Genomic DNA, 21659 nt, shown 5'->3' with positions numbered 1-21659 from the left:
ACGTTTACCCCCTTGTTATTTCTAAATTTTTAATTAAAATTATTATTATACGAGGAGGTACAATATATGAAATTTAATCCTACCAAACTTATTTCTACCACCGTACATAAAATCGCTAAGAAATCATCCAGCGCTGTTTGTGATTGGAGAGTATTTCAACCCAAAGTTCCAAAGCAACTCCGCAGTAAGTAATAATTTCTTTGCACAGGGTATCTTTGAATAATACAGGCCCAGTCCACTAAATTTACCTGTTGCAGCCATACGTATAAGCTCTAGGCAAAATAATGCTTTTATTTTTCCTTCATACTCTATTTTAAAGATTTTCAATAAAAGAACAAGTTGTATTCTTTTGTTTTATATATATTTTTTTATGAAAAATACACTTTCATTATTTTTTGTAAGAAATTTTATGAAATAATGGAGATTTTTTATGTAGCTAATGAAAATAAGATGAGAAGTGAACTTTTATAAAAATTAATTAGAAAAGATAGCGATGAAATTTTGTTTATGATGTATTCATTAAGATAAAAGATTTTAATTCTGAAGGTATCACTCCAAAAAAGGACAAATAGTGCGTCAATTAACATGAAATTTAACATGGTTATTTATACTAAAACAACTAGTCTTCAAAAACAGAGGCAGATAAAGAAGCATTGGCTATAATCTTTAGCAAAATTCCCCCCTGTAAATAATATATTTACAAAGGGGTTTGTTCTCTCAAAATGCACTATATCTTTGCTAGTTTTTAATCATTACTCACTTCGCCTTACTCCATGTCTAGAAACAGTCATATATCCGGAGGCTCATGCTATAAATAAAAGTATAACACAAGACAACCAAAACAATAATCAGATTTCAAATTTTATTAGAAGATTTTTTACAGTCTTTCACAGGCTATATCCACACAAACTTGTATAGCGTAAGTCCTTCTAAGAAGCCCTGCAAATGATGTATTCGTACCATTTATAAAGGTTCAACTGACTTTTAAAGTTCCACATAATAATAAAATCATAAAGTTCATACCAATCTTTTTTCATCTCTACCTCTACTTAAGAAACTTGATGTTTTTTAAATCCCAATCTTGCCAACGGCAGCATCATTACGGTTAACACAGAATATAGGACTGCTCTCATCGAGAGCGCATCAAAAACGAATCCACCAAATTGGTATGATATATACTTGCCAAATTCCGGCACAGTGGAACGATAGGGCAGCAAAAATAATATTAAATTATATGCTCCCGTCGTTCCGTTTGGAGCCAGAAACATGGGAATAAAGAGTACAGGGACAAGGATCATTAATACCAGATAAGGACTTTTCATTTTCGAAGACAAAAAGAGGGTCAGCCCAATCATGGCGAGCAGTACCAGATAAATAATGCCGATATTGATAAGCGTGGCCTGCAGGAATGTATATGGGTATGGTATTTTCGTGTTTGCAATCTGAATGGGTAAATTCCAGCCGTCTGTACCAAAGGCTAAAAACGGTATCCCGCAGGCAACAACCATATGAAGTACAAATGCAACTGTTCCAAATAAAAATGATGCTGCTATTTTGGCGGTTATCAGTTTTGTTTTTCCGTATTTACCTGAAAGAATCACCGCATCCGTTCCTGCCTGATATTCACCGGAAAATACAGGGGCAATCACGATGCAGACAGCCAGTATCGCAAACATCAGAAGCTCAAAGCTGCTGATAATCACTTCCCATCCTTCGTAATATCCATATTGCAGCGGAGTAACTACACGGTCTGCCTTGCTGCTCCAATACTCTTTCTGCTCCTGGGATAAACTGCGGGACGGTGTGTTTAGCAGGGTTCCCATTCTCTCCTTCATCGTCGGGTAGAAGGAAGCGCCGTTTGTTACGTCTAAGCCTGGGAGACTATTATAACCGGAATATTCTTCTGGTTTGCCGTAAGTGGTGGCGATCAGATTCAGCAGCTTCTCCCTGGGAGCAATTTCATTCCAATAGGCATCCCCAATCAAAAATTGTTCATTTCCGTCATTCCCCACATTTTCCGGATTCTTAAAAAGCTCCTGCACTTCCCGGATCGTGCTTTGTATATATTCCTCTGTCAATGGAACAGAGAAACGCGCATACTGTTCCTTTTCATAGGCAATCCCCTCCGCTCCCTTTATGATGCCATCCTGATTATAGGTTTGGAACTGTAGAATGGGCAGTCCGAAAAAGAATCCGGTAACAAGCAAACTGACTGCCATAATGATTAACGTAGACTTTTTTCGCAGTATCTTTAAGAATTCAAATCTTACCAGCATATCACATTTCCCCCTGTTCTTCTGTTTCTTCTCCAAAATGGTACAAAAATAAATCTTCCAGCCCCGGCTCCACTGCAACTGCATCTTCTGTGGGTGCTGTTGCATGTATTATTCTCAGCCTGACTTTACCGTTTTCATGATGCAGGTTGACAACAGAATACTTCCGGCTATATGCGTCTGCATCCCGTGTATCAGCCGATATCTCCCACACCATCCCTTTGATGCTGTCTGTTATCGTGACCATTGGCTCCTGCATCAAAAAACTCCCCTCCTTCATCATTAAGATTGTGTCTGCAATGTAAGAGACGTCGGAAACGATATGAGTGGACAGAATCACAATCTTCTCCTTTGCAAAATCGGAAATGAGGTTGCGGAAACGCACACGTTCTTTTGGGTCAAGCCCGGCAGTCGGTTCATCTAATATCAGAATAGAAGGATCATTCAGTTCTGCCTGTGCAATCCCTAAACGCTGCTTCATTCCCCCGGAATAGGACTTTATTTTTTTATCTGCCGCATCAGACAGGTTTACCAGATGAAGTAAGTCCCCGGTCCGCCTTTTTGCCAGATTCTTTTCAAGCCCTTTTACGGCCGCCATATACAGCATAAATTCACGGGCAGTAAAATTGGGATAAAAACCGAAATCCTGGGGCATGTAACCCAAATGGGTATAATACTGTTCACCAAGCTCCTCCGCCGTTTTTCCATTGATACGGATATGGCCGGAAGTTGGTTTCAGGACACCGCAGATCATTCTCATCAGTGTTGTCTTTCCTGCACCGTTTGCCCCGAGCAGCCCATATACTCCGGGCACGAAATTAGCGTTCACATTTTTAACTGCAGATTTTGTGCCATATTGTTTGCTTAAACCCTGTAATTGTAAATTCATACAGAAAACCTCCTGCTCTGTTTTTATGGATATTTCACAGCTGCTCAAAAAAAGATGATCTATGCTTGCTTATAGCATAAATCATCTATCTTAGGCGTGGCTTTTCTGTATCTTAATTTGACCTTAATTTATTTTGTAAGCGGCAGGGAAATCGTAAATGCCGTCCCCTCATTTTTTTTACTCTTAACTTCAATGGTTCCGCCGTGGAGTGTAATGATCTGCTTTGCAATCGCAAGGCCGAGACCACTGCCCTCCGGCTTTTCCTTTGTGCTTTTGCCTCTGTAATATCTCTCAAACAGCTCCGAAAATTCCGCTTCGCTCAAACCTCTTCCGTTATCCTTCACAATGATTAGCACCTCATCTCTCCTGTCCAGGTCGACCCGGATCGCTACCCTTGTTTCCGGCGGGTTATGTGTCAATGCATTGATGATAATATTTCCCAACGCACGGCGGAATAGATTGACATCAAGAGAGACGGACATATCCTCTATTGTACTCTCAAACTCTATTTCACGGTTTGAAAAAGCGGGGTCATTGATAATTTCTATGACAAATTCCCTGATATAGCGTACAATCGGTATTTCCTGCAGAGACAAAGGGATAACGCCGGCCTCAAACTGATAAGTCATTTTCAGATCATTGATCAGCTCTTCCGTATATTCTGCATTTTTTAAAATGATTTCTCCATATTCCTTTACCGTCTTGCTTTCCGGGATTGGATTTTTGGCGAGCAGTTCCGCAAATCCTTTAATAGGTGACAGGGGCGTTTTCACATCATGGGTTATATTTGTAATCCACTCCCTGCGCACCCTCTCGGTATCTTTTTGCAGTTTATCACTGTTGCGGATTTCTCTATCCATTTCGTTCAGAGCAGTATAGATATTGCTGAATAATCCCTTCCCTGCCAGCGGTGTATAGGCACGTAAACGGATGTCTCTGATACTTTTTGTAATCCTTCCAAGATGTTTTGAAAGCCAGAATCCGTAAACAAAAGTAAATATAAAGACAGCGCCCAACAGGAGCACAATACCTTTACGGAATACAGGCGAAAGCCTGCTGACATTTTCTCCGTTATAATAGAGCATGTGCTTACCAATCGCATATGGGAAACCAACCAGATAGCCAAATGCATGTCCTGAGTCTTCATATGTTCCTGTAAAAACGGTATTTCCATTCTCATAATTGCTTGTATTCAATGCCATTAGCTCCGCAGCTGAGTAGACCATAGGATAAGCGTCCGGTTTACGATAAGAATAAACCTCCCGTCCATTTCCGTCAACAACCTGCAGCCACAGGCCATATTCATCCAGATTTTGAACCCCTTTTTCTTTTACTTTGATTTCTCCATTCTCGTATTCTAACCAGGCAGAAAAATTCTCTGTAAATGTGTCTGGCCAGGAAGCTAAACTAAGTCCTTCCGGTTCCGGAATCGCAAAAACATAATAAAAGAATCCAATCCCTGCTACAAATGCCACTATAATTAAAGCAATTACGATACGAAGCATGCAGAAAAATGGATTTAAGTCGCTTTTATTTCTCATACGGATTCACCAGTTTATATCCTAGACCCTTCATTGTAATAATATATTGAGGAGCTGAAGGATTGTCCTCCAGCTTTTCACGAAGATGCCGGATATGAACCATTATGGTATTATTACACCCGTAACTGTCTTCCCTCCAAATTGTCTCATATAGGCGTTCCCGGCTGATGACCCGGCCTTGATTTTCTGCCAGATGCTGTAGTATTTCAAACTCCCGCGCTGTTAGCTCAACGGTTCTTGCACCCTTCATCACCCTGCATCCCTCTGTATCGATCTTTAGCTCCCCTATTTCAATCGGTTTATTTCCAGATGGACTTTGCCCATACGTGGCCCGGCGTAATTGGGCCTTCACTCTGTATGCAATTTCTTTCGGACTGAATGGCTTTGTCACATAGTCATCCCCTCCTACAGACAGACCCAGTATCTTATCCAGTTCATCATTTTTAGAAGATAGAAACAGGATTGGGCAATGCGAAAACATACGAATTTTTTTACAGACTTCAAACCCATCTATATCCGGGAGCATAACATCCAAAATAATCACATCTGGCTGCACTTTTTGGCAGACTTCAACTGCTGAAAGTCCATTATCAATTTTGAGGATATTATCAAATCCTTCTATCTTTAAAGCCTTTTCAAGCAATCTCAATATATCCGGCTCGTCATCCACAATCATTATTTTATATTCCTTCACAAATTGACCTCACCTTCTTTCAAGTCTTACATAGCATCCCGCCACTCTATGTCAACGCCTCCCACCTCCCTGAAGCTGGTACTTACATTTGCTTTACCATAATGTCGTAGCATAAAAAATCATTATGATATGTGGGAAGGAGCTTGAATTCTATTTCTTTGTATCCTCGCTTATGATATATCCCTTTTGCTGGCAGGGAAGCATCTATTATGATTTCTGAATGCTGATGTGCAATGATTTTTTCAGCATAATCCAGCATTTCTGTACCATATCCCTTCCCCTGATATGTTGGTAAGACAAATAGCCGGCAGATCTCTTTATCCTTTATAGTAACTGTACCTACGATATTCTGTTCGGTGTCGGAGCAAAGAAAAACTCTGTTTTGTTTGATATCATTGACTATATTCGTGTTACTGTGATGTTCAAGGAAAAATTCTACAGCTCCCTTAGGGTAATAATGTGGATATACTTCAGATATTGTGATCTCTGAAATACTTTTCACTATATTTAGATCCGATAAAACAGCACGCTTTATACTCATTCTTATGTCTCCTTAAATTTTAAACATTATCAAATATGCCTTCTCCGCTAAAAATACAGGCTGAAAGGTTATAATTAATTCATTTCAACAATAATGGACCCCTTCATTGTGTTTATATCTTCCATTGAACTGCTGTACAGGCTTTTCGATACTGTTTCAAAACTCAGGTTTTTATCGTCTGTTAACACAATGAAACAGCTGTCTTTTTCAGCGTTAGGCATTCTCCCGCTTAACTCCAGCCTATACCTGTATATGATATTATCACATTTCCATGTGCCATCCTTCATTTCATAGTATGTCCTCATCACTCCGTTGTTCTCTGATTGGTCGTAGGTTTTCATAACCTCATTTTCTCTGCAGCCAATGAAAAACATCAGGCAAATGGCTGCTATTGCAAATAGTTTTTTCTTCATTGCAGTCCTCCTGAATCTATTGGATTTGAACAAGTCCCTATCGTAACCAAAACCCTCATTTTTTCTACTCAACAATGATTTTTAAGTAGCCTATTATATTCTCAAACGCTATGTCTTTCCTATCATAAAAATGACCTTTATAATACAAAACAAGGTGACTCATTTGCTCTTCTTTGACATTAATGATACAACACTCTGGTAAAACAATTTCTTTCCCTTTGGTGTAAGTGATCTTATCATCATGTAAAATTCCAAAATAGTCTAATGCTTCAATTAGCTTTGAGAAAGAACACTGCCATGCTTTTGCATGCATAATATCTACTACTTCATCTACACTAAGACCTGTTAACATAGCAATACATATTTGACCACAATATCCAGCTTTTGGATAAGTAATATCTTGGATATCGTCAATTTTTCGTATCGGATTTTCCTTTGAATATGGACTATCATGATTTATTCGGGTTAAGCCGTTCTTGATCTGAAAGGAAATATTTATCTCATCGTCACAATTTATCTGATTTACGTTCTTCTTTGTAATTGGTATGTAATAAATCCCCTCTCCTTTTGGAATGAGTCTGCATTCAAATGTACAGTTTTTTATGGAAACCTGTACTGGAACTAATCCTTTTTGACCGCATTCTTCCCAAACATTAAAGGGTATTTTGACAAAATACCGATTTCCCTGTTTAAATATTTTTTCTTCAAATGTATATGTCATTATACTTTATCTCCTTTTCGTCCCAACTTACATTCACTTTTGTACTAACAAATTTAATTATCCTTGTAATTATGCTCGGTCGGCGTTGCCGTGAAAATGCCGTTGCCTCCGGAGAGGGAGCCATGCTTTACCCCCTTACCTTGACTACTCATCAAATGAGAAGCTGAAATACTACAAATTATTTTGATATACTTTCAAGAAGTAAAATATCGTGCTTATCCTTATCTCTTAAATCATAGCCTGAATGAAAGATTTTTTGCCCCTTTACAGTTATACAGCCCTGTGAACTCTTGTTTGTTTTCCTGCCAATAGATCAACGCCCCAACCGCCGTTAAATCCTCTTTTGTTGTAATCTCTTTTCTGCTCATGCGATTTCTCCCTTACAAGTTCCGATTTCCCGCTTTATATTTTTATTTTACCACATTTCCGAGAGCGTGGAAATAGCGCGTTTATGAGCGGTATTTCCAACCGTATGTATCAGGACTTAATGCTCAAACAGGCTGAGAAGATCAATGTTTCAAGCGATGGTATCTTCTAGTGCATTATGGAAGAAATTGGACTCTCCGCCGTCTAAAGCGTAAACCGATATGAAGGCGTCTTTATGTGTTCAGTTACCTAGTGTAGTCCCTGGTAAACTCTACTTTACAGAGGCATAAAACTTACCGATGCCCTGCTGAAGCCTGAAGTTTTCGAGTAGACTTCCCAACTGGTATACAAAACGCTGCACCCCGCATAAACAGTGCGGTTGCAGCGTTTTGTCTGAACTGTTAACGAGTATCTTTCTTAAAACTGTCCGGATTCTTTCTCTGGCAAATGGCCTGTCTCTATTTCTTTACAACCATTGTCTTAGGCGGATTTCCTTTCTTTAGGATTTTCTTATATGCTGTTACCTTCTTTTTGGGCACTTTAAACACTACTTTTTTGTGAACGCCTGTAAATGCATTTTTACCCACAGATTTTAGATACATGCTTTTAATGGTAACTTTCTTTAATTTCCCGCAATTAGCAAAAGCTTGCTTATCAATTTTCTTAAGGTATTTTGCTTTAATCATTACACTAGTCAATGCTTTACAGCTATAAAATGCTGTTTTACCGATTGACGTCACATTTTTGCCGATTGATGCTGTTTTTGCTTTGCATTTTTTAAAAGCATTATTTCCTATCGCAGTAATTTTAAAATTCTGTCCTTTGATTTTAACCGTATCCTTAACAACAATGGACTTTGCCGTTTTCTTCACAATACCTGTGACAGAAACCTGCGCTTTCGAAATACTTGTAACTTTATACCTGTAATTACCTACCGTATAGGTTTTTCCAAGCACTGGTTTTTCTACCGGAGGTTTATCCACTGGCGGTTTCTCTACTGGAGGCTTCTCTACTGGAGGCTTATCCACTGGCGGTTTTGGCTCCCCGGTTAACGTAAATGTATACATCCCAAAAGCAGCTTTCCCATTATCCTTTCTAACAGCAGTCACCTTAACAACATAATTTGTTTTTTCGTCTGCTTCAGGCTCTGGCGCGGTATAGGTTGCAGAAGACGAACCAACCTTTTCCCCATCGATTGTACTTAAATGCCATTCATAGGAATAAGTATACTCCGATGACGGATTATCCACCTCTACTGTCATGGTAGTGTTGTTTACACTTCCGGTTAGTTTCGGGGACACTGCCGGAATTGCCCGCCACTTGGCAAAAAGTGTTACAGCCTCATTAGCACTGTAGGCTGCTCCTGCTTGGTAGTCCGTTCCCGAACCGTCTGCTGAGGTATTCCATCCCTCAAAAATGTAACCTTTTCGAACTGGCTGTTCCTCTGTAAGAATCAAATCGTTTCCATGGACTTTTTCCTGTTTCTCCGGCGCAGAGCTGCCTCCATTTGCATCATAACGCACCTCATATGTTTTTACTGCCGGAACAGAGACTACAATATTGTCAAATGAAACATCAATCACTGAGTCCGCATTATTTTTATATGTGGCTATCCTCAGCGTTCCATTGGAACCTAATTCCTTCGGCAATTCCTGATACAACTGCCATTCCAGCGGCTCACGTCCATTCTTATCCCATAGCTTCACAAAATAATCACCACGAAGAATCATAATTTTTACATGATACCATACATTCTTGTCAATTTTTTGGTTTACAGAGTTTCCGTTCATATGAACTCCCTCTTCCCCAGTGTTAAAATGATATGTATGCTGATTTGATTCATTCAGGTAGCTTCCGGCAAACAGGCTCTCTTTTTGTGACAGCTGTTCCTCTCCGCCTTTCGTTGAGGCAAATCCTTGTATGGAAACAGATTCCCAATCGTGTGTAAAGTTGTGGTCAGTATTATACTTCAAATCCATCTCGATCACAGCTTCGCTGTATTCCACATCTTTTAAGTAAAAACCATGGTGTCGGCTTTCACCGTCTACAGCGTGTACCCTAAGCACCTTATTGCCGTCTTCCTCTTCTACGTATGCACCCCCATACTTAAAAGTACCAAGCTGCGTATCCTCCTGCGCCACTTCACCGATTGGTTTGTCTTCCAAATCAACCGCCGCATATTCTTCCAGGTCTTTGGGCTCTTCTGTTCTGTTTTTACCTGTAGCCTTAACCTGTTTTTGCAGTTCTTCGATGCCGTCCATCCACTCAGGTTCGATCCCTGCTCCCGCCGGAATATTTTCAGGTTTCTTTAAGTTACTTTCATTTATAGAGGGCACATCCTCCTCCCATTGACGCCAACCGGTAGAAGCATCTCCCCGTTTTGTGACAAATGAATGGGACGCATTCCACGAATTATTGCCATACCACAGTTCATCATAAGAACGGTTTTGATTTCGGGCGTCAATATCATTATAGTATAGTTCAAAATATGCAGTCCCCTCATCCGTATAGATACTCCGTACGCCGTGCACATTGTTGTAGGCGAGTACGGAATCCTCTTGCTGCCCCAAAAGATACAAAGCACCTCCGTCCTTTGGCAACACTTGATTCGTTTTGTCTATATCATTGTAGACAATTGTGTTTTTCCTGGCAGTTTTTGAAGGATAATCCGGATAATGTGTACCCGAGAACTCTTGTCTGTCATCCTGATTCTGCCATCCCCATCCGAAATTGATGCCAGAATAGGGGACGTTGGTAATTCGGTTATGGGAAAACTCCACATTTTCAACAAAAAGAGCGGTCAATGCATCAGCCTGTGTAAACATTGTACAAGTATTTTCGATATAATTGTTGGTGACGATAATATTCTTGCATACACCTTCTATTCCTACCGGATATTTATTGTCCTTTGTTGTTTCCGGCGGCCCTTCTTCCCCGATATGTACATGTTGTGTATGTCCGATTGTCGCCGCATTTCCTGCTGTATTCATAAATACATTTCCTGATATCTCTGAATTTACCACGTCATTAATATAACCAATGCAGGTACCGCTGGATAAAGTGGTGAATACGTTGCCGCTAAATACAATACCGCTGGCATTTTCCACATCAACCGTTCCTTTTGGTATATCCGTATTATTATATAACCAAGAATGCCAATCGCCATTACTGATATATTTAGTGTAGGCTGCCATGTTTTGAACACTTGCAAATCCTTCCGATTGTTCTACCACTTCCAGCCCTTTATCATCATATGTGAACTTGATACCGCTAAACTGCAGGTTCTGTACCCGGTCGGAGCTGCTGTTTCCCTTAATGCGTATTAACCCTTCACTCTGGGGGACAACGATTTCTGACTCAAAAATATCCTTATCCGGTTCCGGGTAATAATATAATTTTTTAGCTGCTCTGTCAAAATAAAATTCACCCGGATTTTTCAAGAGTTCCAAAGAATTCCGGATTTCAAATGTTTTGTACTCCGCATTCTCAATGGGGTCGCCCACGAAATTCACATATCCAAAATATGGCTCGAAGTTGCATTGCCAAGCGAGACATGCCGCAATTGCACCATACGGCTGCTGTAAAACAAATGCGGTATCGCCTTCTTGCTGACGGCCGGCATATTTCTCTGCTATCGCATCAAGTGCCTCCCGGTTTCTCTGCTCTTTCGAGGGATCTGTATTGATATTTACTGCTTTTGCGGGCGGCGCACCGCCGTCATCTCCAGGTGAGACACTCTTGATCTCACTTAAGCCAATCGTAACGACATTCCAGATCTTTTTCTGGACAATTTCAATATCCTCCGGATTTGTCAGTTTTTCCGGTTGGTCAACGGTAAACCCTAATTCATCCCATTTCAGCAGCACTCCGGCTGTTTCCGTTCCGCCATCTAATGCCCATGCTTCATCTCCGCTAATCGTTACCGAACCATAAGGTCCGCAGGTATTCCCACTTGTAGATGTCAGTTTCGCCTCCTGACCATCCACAAACAGATTGCGCAGTTTTATATCGCGATCCAAATCCGTTACATATACCTCAGGATTCTTGTCCCACTTTTTCCAATTTTCAACCTTTGTACCTCCATTTATATTTGGAACCTCTCCGGGCACCGCCTGATAAATAATGGAATAGCCATTGCTTCCTGAGTCTTTTGTTCCGAATTGAATGGGCTCTTTAACTGAATATTCCCCACCTGCCAGCCACACCAGCAGATCTCCTGTCATGTCTTTATTCCACTCATTCTTTACAATTGCCGACTTTGCGTCCTGGATCGACTGAAACGGTGCCGCTTTTGAGCCATCCCCGCCCTTTGCTGCCGTTGGTGATACATAGACTTCACGCTGCACATCACGTACTGTAACCTGTATCTGTGCCTTGACCTGATTGGGATTGGTAACTGGCACTATCGTCTTTGTCACACCATCTCTTGTGGATTTTCCAAGGCTTATATCCAGTTCCCCTGTTATGGTCTGAGGCTGATCCAGTAAATTGGGATCAAAGCCCGATGTATCCCAATTTACCGAAACCTTTGTCTTGTTTGATGGTGTTGGCTGGGTAATGTTTGAAAATTCTTTTTCTAATGTCACATCAATGTTGAATGGAAGCACTAACTTATCAGCCGCTGTTCCCTTTGGTACACTGAATTCCCCTGCATCGGCTGATATAATGGAATTTGTCTCAGGTTCTTTGACTACTATGTTATACTTTTCTAGCAAATACTTATGCACCTTTTCAGACTCTTCTGCGCTAAGCGCCCGGTCATACACCAAAACCTCTGCGATTTTACCTGTGAAATAGCTATATTGTCCTGCTGATTTTCCTCTCCCGATGTACATATTTTCACTGATACCGGATGTCTTTTCTCTTTTTCCTGTTTCGCTGAGAACTTCTTCCCCATCCACCAAGAGAGTATGCGTACCCTTATTTTTTATTGCTGTACTGACTGACAGTTCCGCAGTCCCCAATCTGTTATATCTCGATACACCTGCTGAACTTCCAATGCCAAAGCGCATCAATACCTGCTCTTTAAATGGCGCCAGACTCATAGAGCCCCAGTCGCCACTCTCTTCCCAGAACAGAGCAGTACTGACATCCGCATTGGAATCTTTACGCGGATCTACACCTTCATATTCCCCTACTGTAATGATCGTAATTCCCTCTTTATCATTATAGTTGCCGGCGATCCCTTTCAGTGCCTCCGTCCCGTCAAACTTTAGATATTTGTAGCCTGTTTCCCCGTCCACATTTACAGTAATTCCAGCTGTATCATTTACAGGCAAAAATTCACTGGAATCCACCTGGTTTTTCCACGAAGAAACCACACCGTTTGACTCTGTTACCCCGTCATCTGCCTTTAACCATAATTTTAAATTATCCTGTGCAATATCCTCGGAACTATCTGTTCCACTTGCCAATACGGATACCGAATTCATGCTAAGCATCATAACAGTAATCATAATAAGTGCAAGCACTCTTTTTATCTTTCCCCTAAAAAATGTCGTGTGTTTCACAAAATACCTCTCCATGTTTTCCTCACTTTCTCTCATAAGATTTATGCTGCATTGGATGTCCATAAAACCTTTCAACAATGCTCTTATTTATCTCTTATATTTAGCCTTTTTACTGCCCCCCTTCTTTAACAGGTTCTGATACTTTTTCAGTAACTTTTTGGGATTTTTCGGTACCCGAACCTCAATATTTTTTGCAGTCTTTCCAAAAGCATTTTTCCCGACCGTTTTAAGCTTCGTTGAATAGATTCTCACACTCTTTAGCTTCGTACACCCGTAGAACGCATAGGAATCTATTTTTACTATATTCTTTCCTACTTTAATACTGGTCAGCCCTCTATTCTTATAGAATGCTTTTTTCCCGATTGCAGTGATCTTAAAAGTATAGCCTTTTATCTTTACCGTTGACTTAATGTTGATGCTCTTATAATTCTTATTCTTTGCTTTTACAACGGTGACCGTACCATTTTTCACATCTGATCTGGTAACCTGATACCAAAGGTTTCCTACTAAGAATTTCGCACCTTTCCTGGGCAGTGCAGTTATTTTTTGGTATGCTTCCTTGGCTGATGTCAATACACTGTAATTTTTAACAAGCTTTTTCTGGTCAGCCGTCAGTGCATTGTAGGCTTTCTCCGCCGCATCAATTTTTGCTTTGCTGCCTGCGCTCACTGTTCCAATTCCACTGATCAGGCTGCTTACTCTGTCAGCCGCCTCCTGATCTGCCGCTCTTTTTTCTGCATCAGCTTTCAGAGCGTCGTAGTTTGCACGGGCGCTTTTTAGTGCGTCATAATTTGATACCAATGCCTGCTGCTGTGGTGTGAGTTTTTTATAAGCATTTTCTGCAGCTTCAATTTTAGCTTTTGTTGTATTATTGTAAGCTACCGCTCCAATCTGACCAATCAGACCCTCCACATTTGTCACTTCCGGATCAACAGCACTGCGTACAGTAACCGTAAATGCTGCGGTTTTCTCCACTCCTTTTTCCGTATAGCTGATTGTGATCGTCTGTTCTCCCGGCACGTCTTTATCGTATCCTGTTACCGTGTAGCCTTCCGTAATATCCTTCTTACTGCCGTCTGTATACCTGGCGGTTACTTCCATTCCGGTCAGTTCCAATTCCTCGCCCACTGTATAAGCAGTTTTGGCCGGTGGCGTTACCATTATAGACTCTAAAACTTCCGGCTCCACGGCACTGCGTACGGTAACCGTAAATGTTGCGGTTTTCTCTAATCCTTGTTCCGTATAGCTGATTGTGATCGTCTGTTCTCCCGGCCTATCTTTATCGTATCCTGTTACCTTGAACCCTTCGGTAACCGCTTTGGTACTTCCATCCGTATACCTGGCGGTTACTTCCATTCCGGTCAGTTCCAGTTCCTCTCCCACTGTGTAATCCGTTTTGGCTGGAGGCGTTACTGATATGGACTCTAAGACTTCCGGTTCCACAGCACTGCTTACGGTTACCTCAAATGTTGCGGTTTTCTCCACTCCTTTTTCCGTGTAGCTAATTGTGATCGTCTGTTCTCCCGGCACATCTTTATCGTATCCTGTTACCGTGTATCCTTCGGTAATCACCTTTGTACTGCCGTCTGTATAACCAGCGGTTACTTCCATTCCGGTCAGTTCCAGTTCCTCTCCCACTGTGTAATCCGTTTTGGCTGGAGGCGTTACTGATATGGACTCTAAGACTTCCGGTTCCACAGCACTGCTTACGGTTACCTCAAATGTTGCGGTTTTCTCCACTCCTTTTTCCGTGTAGCTGATTGTGATCGTCTGTTCTCCCGGCACATCTTTATCGTATCCTGTTACCATATATCCTTCGGTAATCTCCTTTGTACTGCCATCCGTATACCTGGCGGTTACTTCCATTCCGGTCAGATCCAACTCTTCTCCCACTGTATAATCCGTTTTGGTTGGCGGCGTTACTGAAAGGGTCTCTAAGGCAAGCCGTTCCGAAATCTGATATTTTTCTTCCAAATAGGAATTGATCTGCTGAATCTCCGTCAGAGTAAGTGCCCGGTTATAAATCAAAACTTCTGCCACGTCGCTTTGATTATACCAGTACGCTCTATCACTTCCTGTCGGGAATCTGCCCAGATAGCCAATATCATCCTTGACATTTTTAATGGTTGACTGTGCATTCGTGACTCTCATCACTTCCTGATCACCCACATAAATTGCTTCTTCCGAACCATTTTTCCAGACTACCGATGCACTCAGCTTGTTTCCGATGCTCTCGGGATAAGTATATTTTTTATATCCGCCATTATCACTTCCCTGACCACTGCCGATTCTGGCATTCACTTCATCCTGAGTCGGTGTGATGATAAATTTTCCCCAGCCGCCGTTTTCATCAAAACATAACAGAGGCCTGTTATCTCCACTTCCTACCACATTGGTTTTAACCTGATTTGCGCTCACCAGTACCACGGTAACCTCGCTTTGCTCATTCAGGTTTGCAAACGGGAACTGCATACCGTCCGATGAGCCATTGAATCGTACTGCCGGTTTGCCATTGTACAGATTTTCAATTACCTTAGGAGATGTAACTGTTTCGTTTGGCTGAGCATTTTGTGCTTTTACCGCATTGCGGCCTTGGCCGGAATAGTCATTCCATAAGCTTACTCCCCCTTCATCATCCAGGATAATACCTTCATCCGCTTTCAGCCATAAACCGAGTCCTTCTGATGGTACTGATGTAACAGGAGGAATCAATGCATTCACGTTAACCTTAAATGTTGCGATTTTCTCCACTCCATTTTCCGTGTAGCTGATTGTGACCGTCTGTTCTCCTTGCACAGCTTTATCATATCCTGTTACCGTGTAACCTTCGGTAATCTCCTTTGTACTGCCATCCGCATACCCAGCGGTTACTTCCATTCCGGTCAGATCCAACTCTTCTCCCACTGTATAAGATGTTTTGGTTGGAGGCGTTACTGAAAGGGTCTCTAATACTTCCGGTGCGTTTACTGCCGGAACAGAGACTACAATATTATCAAATGAAATATCAATCACGGAGCCTGCATTGTGTTTATATGTTTCTATTCTCAATGTTCCATTGGAACCTAATTCTTTAGGCAATCCCTGATGCAGCTGCCATTCCTGCGGCTCAGATCCATTCTTTTTCCACATCTTCACAAAATAATCACCATGAAGAATCATAAGCTTTATATGATACCATTCATTTTTGTCAATCAGCTGGTTTACAGAGCTTCCATTTACATGAGCCCCCTCTTCCCCAATATTATAATGATATGTATGCTGATTTGCTTTATCCAGGAAGCTTCCGGCAAACAAGCTTTCTTTTTGTGACAACTGCGCCTCTCCGCCTTTCGTAGAGGCAAATCCCTGAATAGAAACGGATTCCCAATCGTGCGTAAAGTTATTGTCATTATTGTACTTCATATCCATTTCAACCACAGCTTCGCTGTATTCCACATCTTTTAGATAAAAACCATAGTGGCGGCTCTCACCGTCTACAGCGCGTACTCTCAGCACCTTATTTCCATCTTCATTCTCTACAGATGCACCACCATACTTAAAAATGCCAAGCTGCGTATCGTCCTGCGTCACTTCACCGACTTGTCTGTCTTCCAAATCAAGGGCCACACATTCTTCCAGATTTTTTGGTTCTTCGTTTTCACCTGTCTCTTGTCTCAATTCATACTTCTTTAACAGATAATTGTGCACCTTTTCAGACTCTTCTGCACTAAGCGCCCGGTCATACACCAAAACCTCTGCAATTTTACCTGAGAAATAGTTATTTTGTCCTGCAGATTTTCCCATCCCAATGTACATATTTTCGCTGATACCGGATGTCGTTTCTCTTTTTCCTGCTTCACTAAGGACTTCTGCCCCATTTACCAAGAGAGTATGCGTACCCTTATTTTTTATTGCTGTACTGACTGACAGTTCCGCTGTCTCAACTCTGTTATATCTCGATACACCTGCCGAGCTTCCAACACCAAAGCGCATCAATACTTGCTCTTTAAATGGCGCCAGACTCATAGAGCCCCAGTCGCCACTCTCTTCCCAGAACAGCGCAGTATTGACATCCGCGTAGGAATCTTTGCGTGGATCTGTACCCTCGTATTCCCCAACAACAATGATTGTAATTTCCTCTTTATCATTATAGTTGCCGGCGATCCCTTTCAGTGCCTCCGTCCCGTCAAACTTTAAATATTTGTAACCTGTTTCCCCGTCCGCATTTAAAGTAACTCCAGCCGTATCATTTACAGGCAAAAATTCACTGGAATCCACCTGGTTCTTCCACGAAGAAACCACACCGTTTGACTCTGTTACCCCGTCATCTGCCTTTAACCATAATTTTAAATTATCCTGTGCAATATCCTCGGAACTATCTGTTCCACTTGCCAATACGGATACCGAATTCATGCTAAACATCATAACAGTAATCATAATAAGTGCAAGCACTCTTTTTATCTTTCCCCTAAAAAATGTCGTGTGTTTCACAAAATACCTCTCCATGTTTTCCTCACTTTCTCTCATAAGATTTATGCTGCATTGGATGTCTGTAAAACATTTCAACAATGCTCTTATTTATCTATTATATTTAGCCTTTTTACTGCCCCCCTTCTTTAACAGGTTCTGATACTTTTTCAGTAATTTTTTGGGATTTTTCGGTACCCGAACCTCAATATTTTTTGCAGTCTTTCCAAAAGCCTTTTTGCCTACCGTTTTAAGCTTCGTTGAATAGATTCTCACACTCTTTAGCTTCGTACACCCGTAGAACGCATAGGAATCTATTTTTACTATATTCTTTCCTACTTTAATACTGGTCAGCCCTCTATTCTTATAGAATGCTTTTTTCCCGATTGCAGTGATCTTAAAAGTATGGCCTTTTATCTTTACCGTTGACTTAATGTTGATGCTCTTATAATTCTTATTCTTTGCTTTTACAACGGTGACCGTACCATTTTTCACATCTGATTTGGTAACCTGATACCAAAGGTTTCCTACTAAGAATTTCGCACCTTTCCTGGGCAGTGCAGTTATTTTTTGGTATGCTTCCTTGGCTGATGTCAATACACTGTAATTTTTAACAAGCTTTTTCTGGTCAGCCGTCAGTGCATTGTAGGCTTTCTCCGCCGCATCGATCTTCGCCTTGCTGCTTTTACTCACCTTTCCGATCTGGCGAATCAGGTTCTCCACATATGTCACTTCCGAGTCATCAGCGCTGCGTACGGCTAACGTAAATGTATACACCCCAAAAGCCAATTCCCCATTATCCTTTCGGACAGCAGTCACCTTAGCAATATAATCTATTTTTTCGCCCGCTTTAGGCTCTGGTGCTGTATAAGATGCGGAAGACGAACCAACTTTTTCTCCATTGACTGAACCGCGATGCCATTCATAGGTATAAGTATACTCCGCTGAAAGATTATCCACCGTTATTGTCATGGTTGTGTTGTTTATACATCCGCTTAGTTTCGGGGACACTGCCGGAACCGCCCGCCACTTGGCATAAAGTGTAATATCTTCATCTGCACTATAAACTGCTCCTGCCTGATAGTTCGTTCCCAAGCCGTCTTTTGATGTATTCCACCCCTCAAAAATGTAACCATTCCGAACCGCCTGATTCTCTGTAAGCGTTAAATCGCTCCCATGGACTTTTTGCTGATTCTCCGGCGCATAACTGCCTCCGTTTGCATGATAACGTACTTCATATTTCTTTGCTGCCGGTACCGAGACTACAATATTGTCAAATGAAACATCTATCACCGAGTCCTGATTATGTTTGTAAGTGATTACCCTCAGTGTTCCATCCGCACCTAATTCCTTCGGCAATTCCTGATACAACTGCCATTCTTCCGGCTCACTTCCATTCTTTTCCCACAATTTAACAAAATAATCACCGCCACGGATCATGATTTTCATATGGTACCATACATTCTTGTTAATCTGCTGAGGTAAAAAGCTTCCATTTGTATGAGCCCCCTCGTTTCCTATGTTATAGTGGCAGGTATGCTGATTTCTTCTATCCAGATAGCTGCCGGCAAACAAGCTCTCTTTTTGTGACAGTTGTTCTTTTCCGCCTTGCGTCGATGCAAATCCTTGTACGGAGACGGATTCCCAATCGTGTGTAAAGTTATTGTCAGCATTAAACTTCATATCAAGATTTATCACAGCTTCGCTGTATTCCGCATCTTTTAAGTAGAAACCGTGATGTCCGGTTCCACCATCCGCAGCGCGTACTCTCAACACCTTATTGCCATCTTCCGCCTCTACATACACACCTCCATTCTTAAAAGTACCAAGTTGCGCATCATCCTGCGTCACTTCACCAATTGGTTTGTCTTCCAAGTCAACCGACATATATTCTTCCAGGTCTTTTGGCTCTTCTGAATTATCTGTTTCTACTATTATCTGACCAGATGACGGAGCTGATATTTTACTACCATTAACAATATACACTTTATATATTCCTTCCGCATCAGGTACCTTAACTTTACCATTTACCACTTTAACAATCGTATCACTCTCAACAAAGTTTTCGGTATTCTCTGGTGCCAGCCAGATCTCACCTTCAATATTATCAGCGGCTGTACCCCAATCCAGTTCCTGTCCTGTGGCACGAATTTTATTTGGCAGCAGTCTGTCCTGCAGACCAAACATTGACTCCGGGATGATGGAATAGTAATCACTTTGAATACCGGCATTTTTCACTATATCAAATACATCCGTTCCCCATATGCCATCTAAGCTGGTATGGGCGTTGGTTGCCACAGTTCCCTCCTCCCATGTTTCATTGATACTATAGCTCGATGAGGTTGCATAGTTATTGTCCCAGGTGTTGTAACCGTTTTTCCCCCAGCTTGAACAATCAATACAGGTGAACCAGGATGAGATTTCAATGACATTTTTCTCTCCATATACGTGCCTGGTTCCTTCATCAGGATGAATTCCTCTGATATGATAAGAAGGGTCAACTCCCGGCGTCCCAATACTCCAGATATAGTTCTCACTGATCACGGTTCCCGGCATGTCACCAAGGGTGTAAATTGCTCCGGTATCGCCGAGCTTTGTAATGGTATTTTTGAAGGTGTTATACATAATTGTATTGTTTTTTGTGGTTTCCATCGGTACACCCGGCACCACCGCTTCGGCGCTTCCGTCCATATTCCACCAGCCCCAGCCAATGCTGATTCCTGAATACGGCGTATTCTGCAGATGATTGTATTTCATCTCAAACTCTTCTGCCAGGAACACCATCACGCCGGAATCTCCCCAGAACATCAGACATGTGTCTGAAATAAAATTATTCGTCAGTTTGATACGCTTACATGCGCCTTCCACACCGACATCATATTTTTCTTTTTCACTGAGCAGGCCGTAATCACTGCCCTTATCGCCTATGTATACATGCTGGGGATGTCCCAATAGGAAACCAGAACCGGCAGTATCATAGATCAGGTTTCCGGAGGCGGCGGAATCCACCACATCATTTACAAAGGATAGTCCGTCATTGCCGGTGTGGCAGATCGTGTTTCCATAAAATGCGATGTGCTGTGCGGAATTGACCATTACAGCACCCGGTCCCACATCATATGCACGGTAAATCGACGGGTGCCAGTTGCCGTCGGCAAAATAGATAAGGCCTGCAGCGCCCTGTACGGTCACCCGTCCATAGGAGCCTTCCAGTTCATAGAGATTCCAGTCCGAATGGGCAAACTCCAGACCTGAAAATGTGATATATCCGATTCTGGATGTCGTACTGCTTCCGCTCAGATCCACCAGGGTTTCCAGTTTTGGAGCGATCACTTCCAGATTCGACATATCCTCGCCGTCTCTGGGACAGTAATATAATCTCTTTGCGGTTTTATCAAAATAGAAGTGCCCTTTTGCGCCCGGCAGCCATTCAAATACATTATACATCATCTGCCAGCCATCGGATTTGTAATTGTTATTCCAACTTGGCTGCTGCGCTACCGCTCCATAGGGCATCTGGTAATTGGCGCTGATGCGTCCGTTCCCGATATCCTGCAGATTATCTACACATACGATAGCGGTATTCCAGGTGGTCTGTGTCATCAGTTCAATGTCATCCTGATTACGGGTATCCAGAGGAATTGCACCGGCATCCAGTTGTGTACCTGCTGCTGTTGTTCCGGAGATCCAGGCCCAGTCAGCTTTGCCATCGACCGTGTAAGAACCATAATTACCTCTGCCCTGACTTTCTTTTTGTGTCATATAAGCACGTTCACCATTTACATAAAGAGAACGCAGCTTGATATCACGCTCATAAGGAATGCTGTAGGTCCCGTTTCCTTCATCCTTCCAATCTCCCGTCACCTTCTCACCGCCGCTGATCACAGGTTTTTCCACATCCATTGCTTCATAATAGATGGTACAGTCTTCATTCCCTGAATCTGCCTCTGTAAACACAATCGTGTTGTCCAGATAATAAGTACCGCCTGCTATTTTTACTACAATATCACCTTTTGTCTTATCCAAAGTGCGGACAGCATCCCGCGCCTGCTCAATAGTTTGAAACGGATTCTGTTCCGTTCCATCCCCATTATCCCTTCCGTCCGTACTTACATACAACGTATGGGCCGCCTTTCTCTGCACGCCAGAGGTCTCGGTTCCCTGCGCAAAGGCAGCAGCCGGAATACCGCTGCAAAGCAAAACCACCGCCAACAATACACTACACAGTTTCTTCATAAATCCCCTTTCCATTTACAGGAAAAGGA

12 protein-coding genes are annotated in these 21659 nt (G+C 42.0%); 1 reads left to right on the top strand and 11 read right to left on the bottom strand.

Going from position 1 to position 21659, the window contains the following annotated elements; genetic code table 11:
• Nucleotides 1-66 precede the first annotated feature (66 nt).
• Nucleotides 67-192 carry a cyclic lactone autoinducer peptide gene (locus AC0THY_RS09855; RefSeq protein ID WP_489990436.1) on the top strand — a complete coding sequence of 42 codons (126 nt, stop codon included), beginning with the start codon at nucleotides 67-69 and terminating at the stop codon, nucleotides 190-192.
• An 857-nt stretch (nucleotides 193-1049) separates the two neighbouring features.
• Here the strand turns inward: AC0THY_RS09855 and AC0THY_RS09850 are convergent.
• The 11 genes from AC0THY_RS09850 to AC0THY_RS09800 form a co-directional block, all read right to left on the bottom strand.
• Nucleotides 1050-2276 (bottom strand): ABC transporter permease, encoded by a 1227-nt coding sequence (locus AC0THY_RS09850; RefSeq protein ID WP_489990435.1) that lies wholly within the window; start codon nucleotides 2274-2276, stop codon nucleotides 1050-1052.
• Between the two features lies 1 nt (nucleotide 2277).
• Entirely contained in the window at nucleotides 2278-3162 is an 885-nt protein-coding gene (locus tag AC0THY_RS09845) for an ABC transporter ATP-binding protein (RefSeq protein WP_489990434.1), read from the bottom strand.
• Nucleotides 3163-3290: 128 nt separating this feature from the next.
• Nucleotides 3291-4703: a sensor histidine kinase gene (locus AC0THY_RS09840; RefSeq protein ID WP_489990433.1), complete on the bottom strand. Its 1413-nt coding sequence runs from the start codon at nucleotides 4701-4703 to the stop codon at nucleotides 3291-3293.
• Nucleotides 4693-5397 carry a response regulator transcription factor gene (locus tag AC0THY_RS09835; RefSeq protein ID WP_489990432.1) on the bottom strand — a complete coding sequence of 235 codons (705 nt, stop codon included), beginning with the start codon at nucleotides 5395-5397 and terminating at the stop codon, nucleotides 4693-4695. Before AC0THY_RS09835 ends, AC0THY_RS09840 begins: the two co-directional genes overlap by 11 nt.
• Nucleotides 5398-5479: 82 nt before the next feature.
• The gene (locus AC0THY_RS09830) at nucleotides 5480-5938 is read right to left on the bottom strand and encodes a GNAT family N-acetyltransferase (protein WP_489990431.1); all 459 of its coding nucleotides are present in this window, start codon (nucleotides 5936-5938) and stop codon (nucleotides 5480-5482) included.
• 74 nt (nucleotides 5939-6012) lie between these two features.
• Nucleotides 6013-6351: a hypothetical protein gene (locus AC0THY_RS09825; RefSeq protein ID WP_489990430.1), complete on the bottom strand. Its 339-nt coding sequence runs from the start codon at nucleotides 6349-6351 to the stop codon at nucleotides 6013-6015.
• 64 nt (nucleotides 6352-6415) lie between these two features.
• Complete coding sequence (locus tag AC0THY_RS09820) at nucleotides 6416-7072, bottom strand: DUF1905 domain-containing protein (protein WP_489990429.1); 657 nt, start codon at nucleotides 7070-7072, stop codon at nucleotides 6416-6418.
• Nucleotides 7073-7250: 178 nt separating this feature from the next.
• Nucleotides 7251-7325, bottom strand: a complete 75-nt coding sequence (locus AC0THY_RS09815) for a hypothetical protein (protein ID WP_489994171.1) — start codon at nucleotides 7323-7325, stop codon at nucleotides 7251-7253.
• 571 nt (nucleotides 7326-7896) lie between these two features.
• Nucleotides 7897-12948, bottom strand: a complete 5052-nt coding sequence (locus tag AC0THY_RS09810) for a leucine-rich repeat protein (RefSeq protein ID WP_489990428.1) — start codon at nucleotides 12946-12948, stop codon at nucleotides 7897-7899.
• 87 nt (nucleotides 12949-13035) lie between these two features.
• Nucleotides 13036-17418, bottom strand: coding sequence for a bacterial Ig-like domain-containing protein (locus AC0THY_RS09805; protein ID WP_489990427.1), 4383 nt, complete (start codon nucleotides 17416-17418; stop codon nucleotides 13036-13038).
• An 87-nt stretch (nucleotides 17419-17505) separates the two neighbouring features.
• Entirely contained in the window at nucleotides 17506-21630 is a 4125-nt protein-coding gene (locus AC0THY_RS09800) for an InlB B-repeat-containing protein (RefSeq protein ID WP_489990426.1), read from the bottom strand.
• Between the last annotated feature and the right edge of the window lie 29 nt (nucleotides 21631-21659).

It is taken from the genome of Ruminococcus sp. 8Y-12, assembly GCF_058119865.1.
This window is presented reverse-complemented; position numbering and strand designations above follow the sequence as displayed.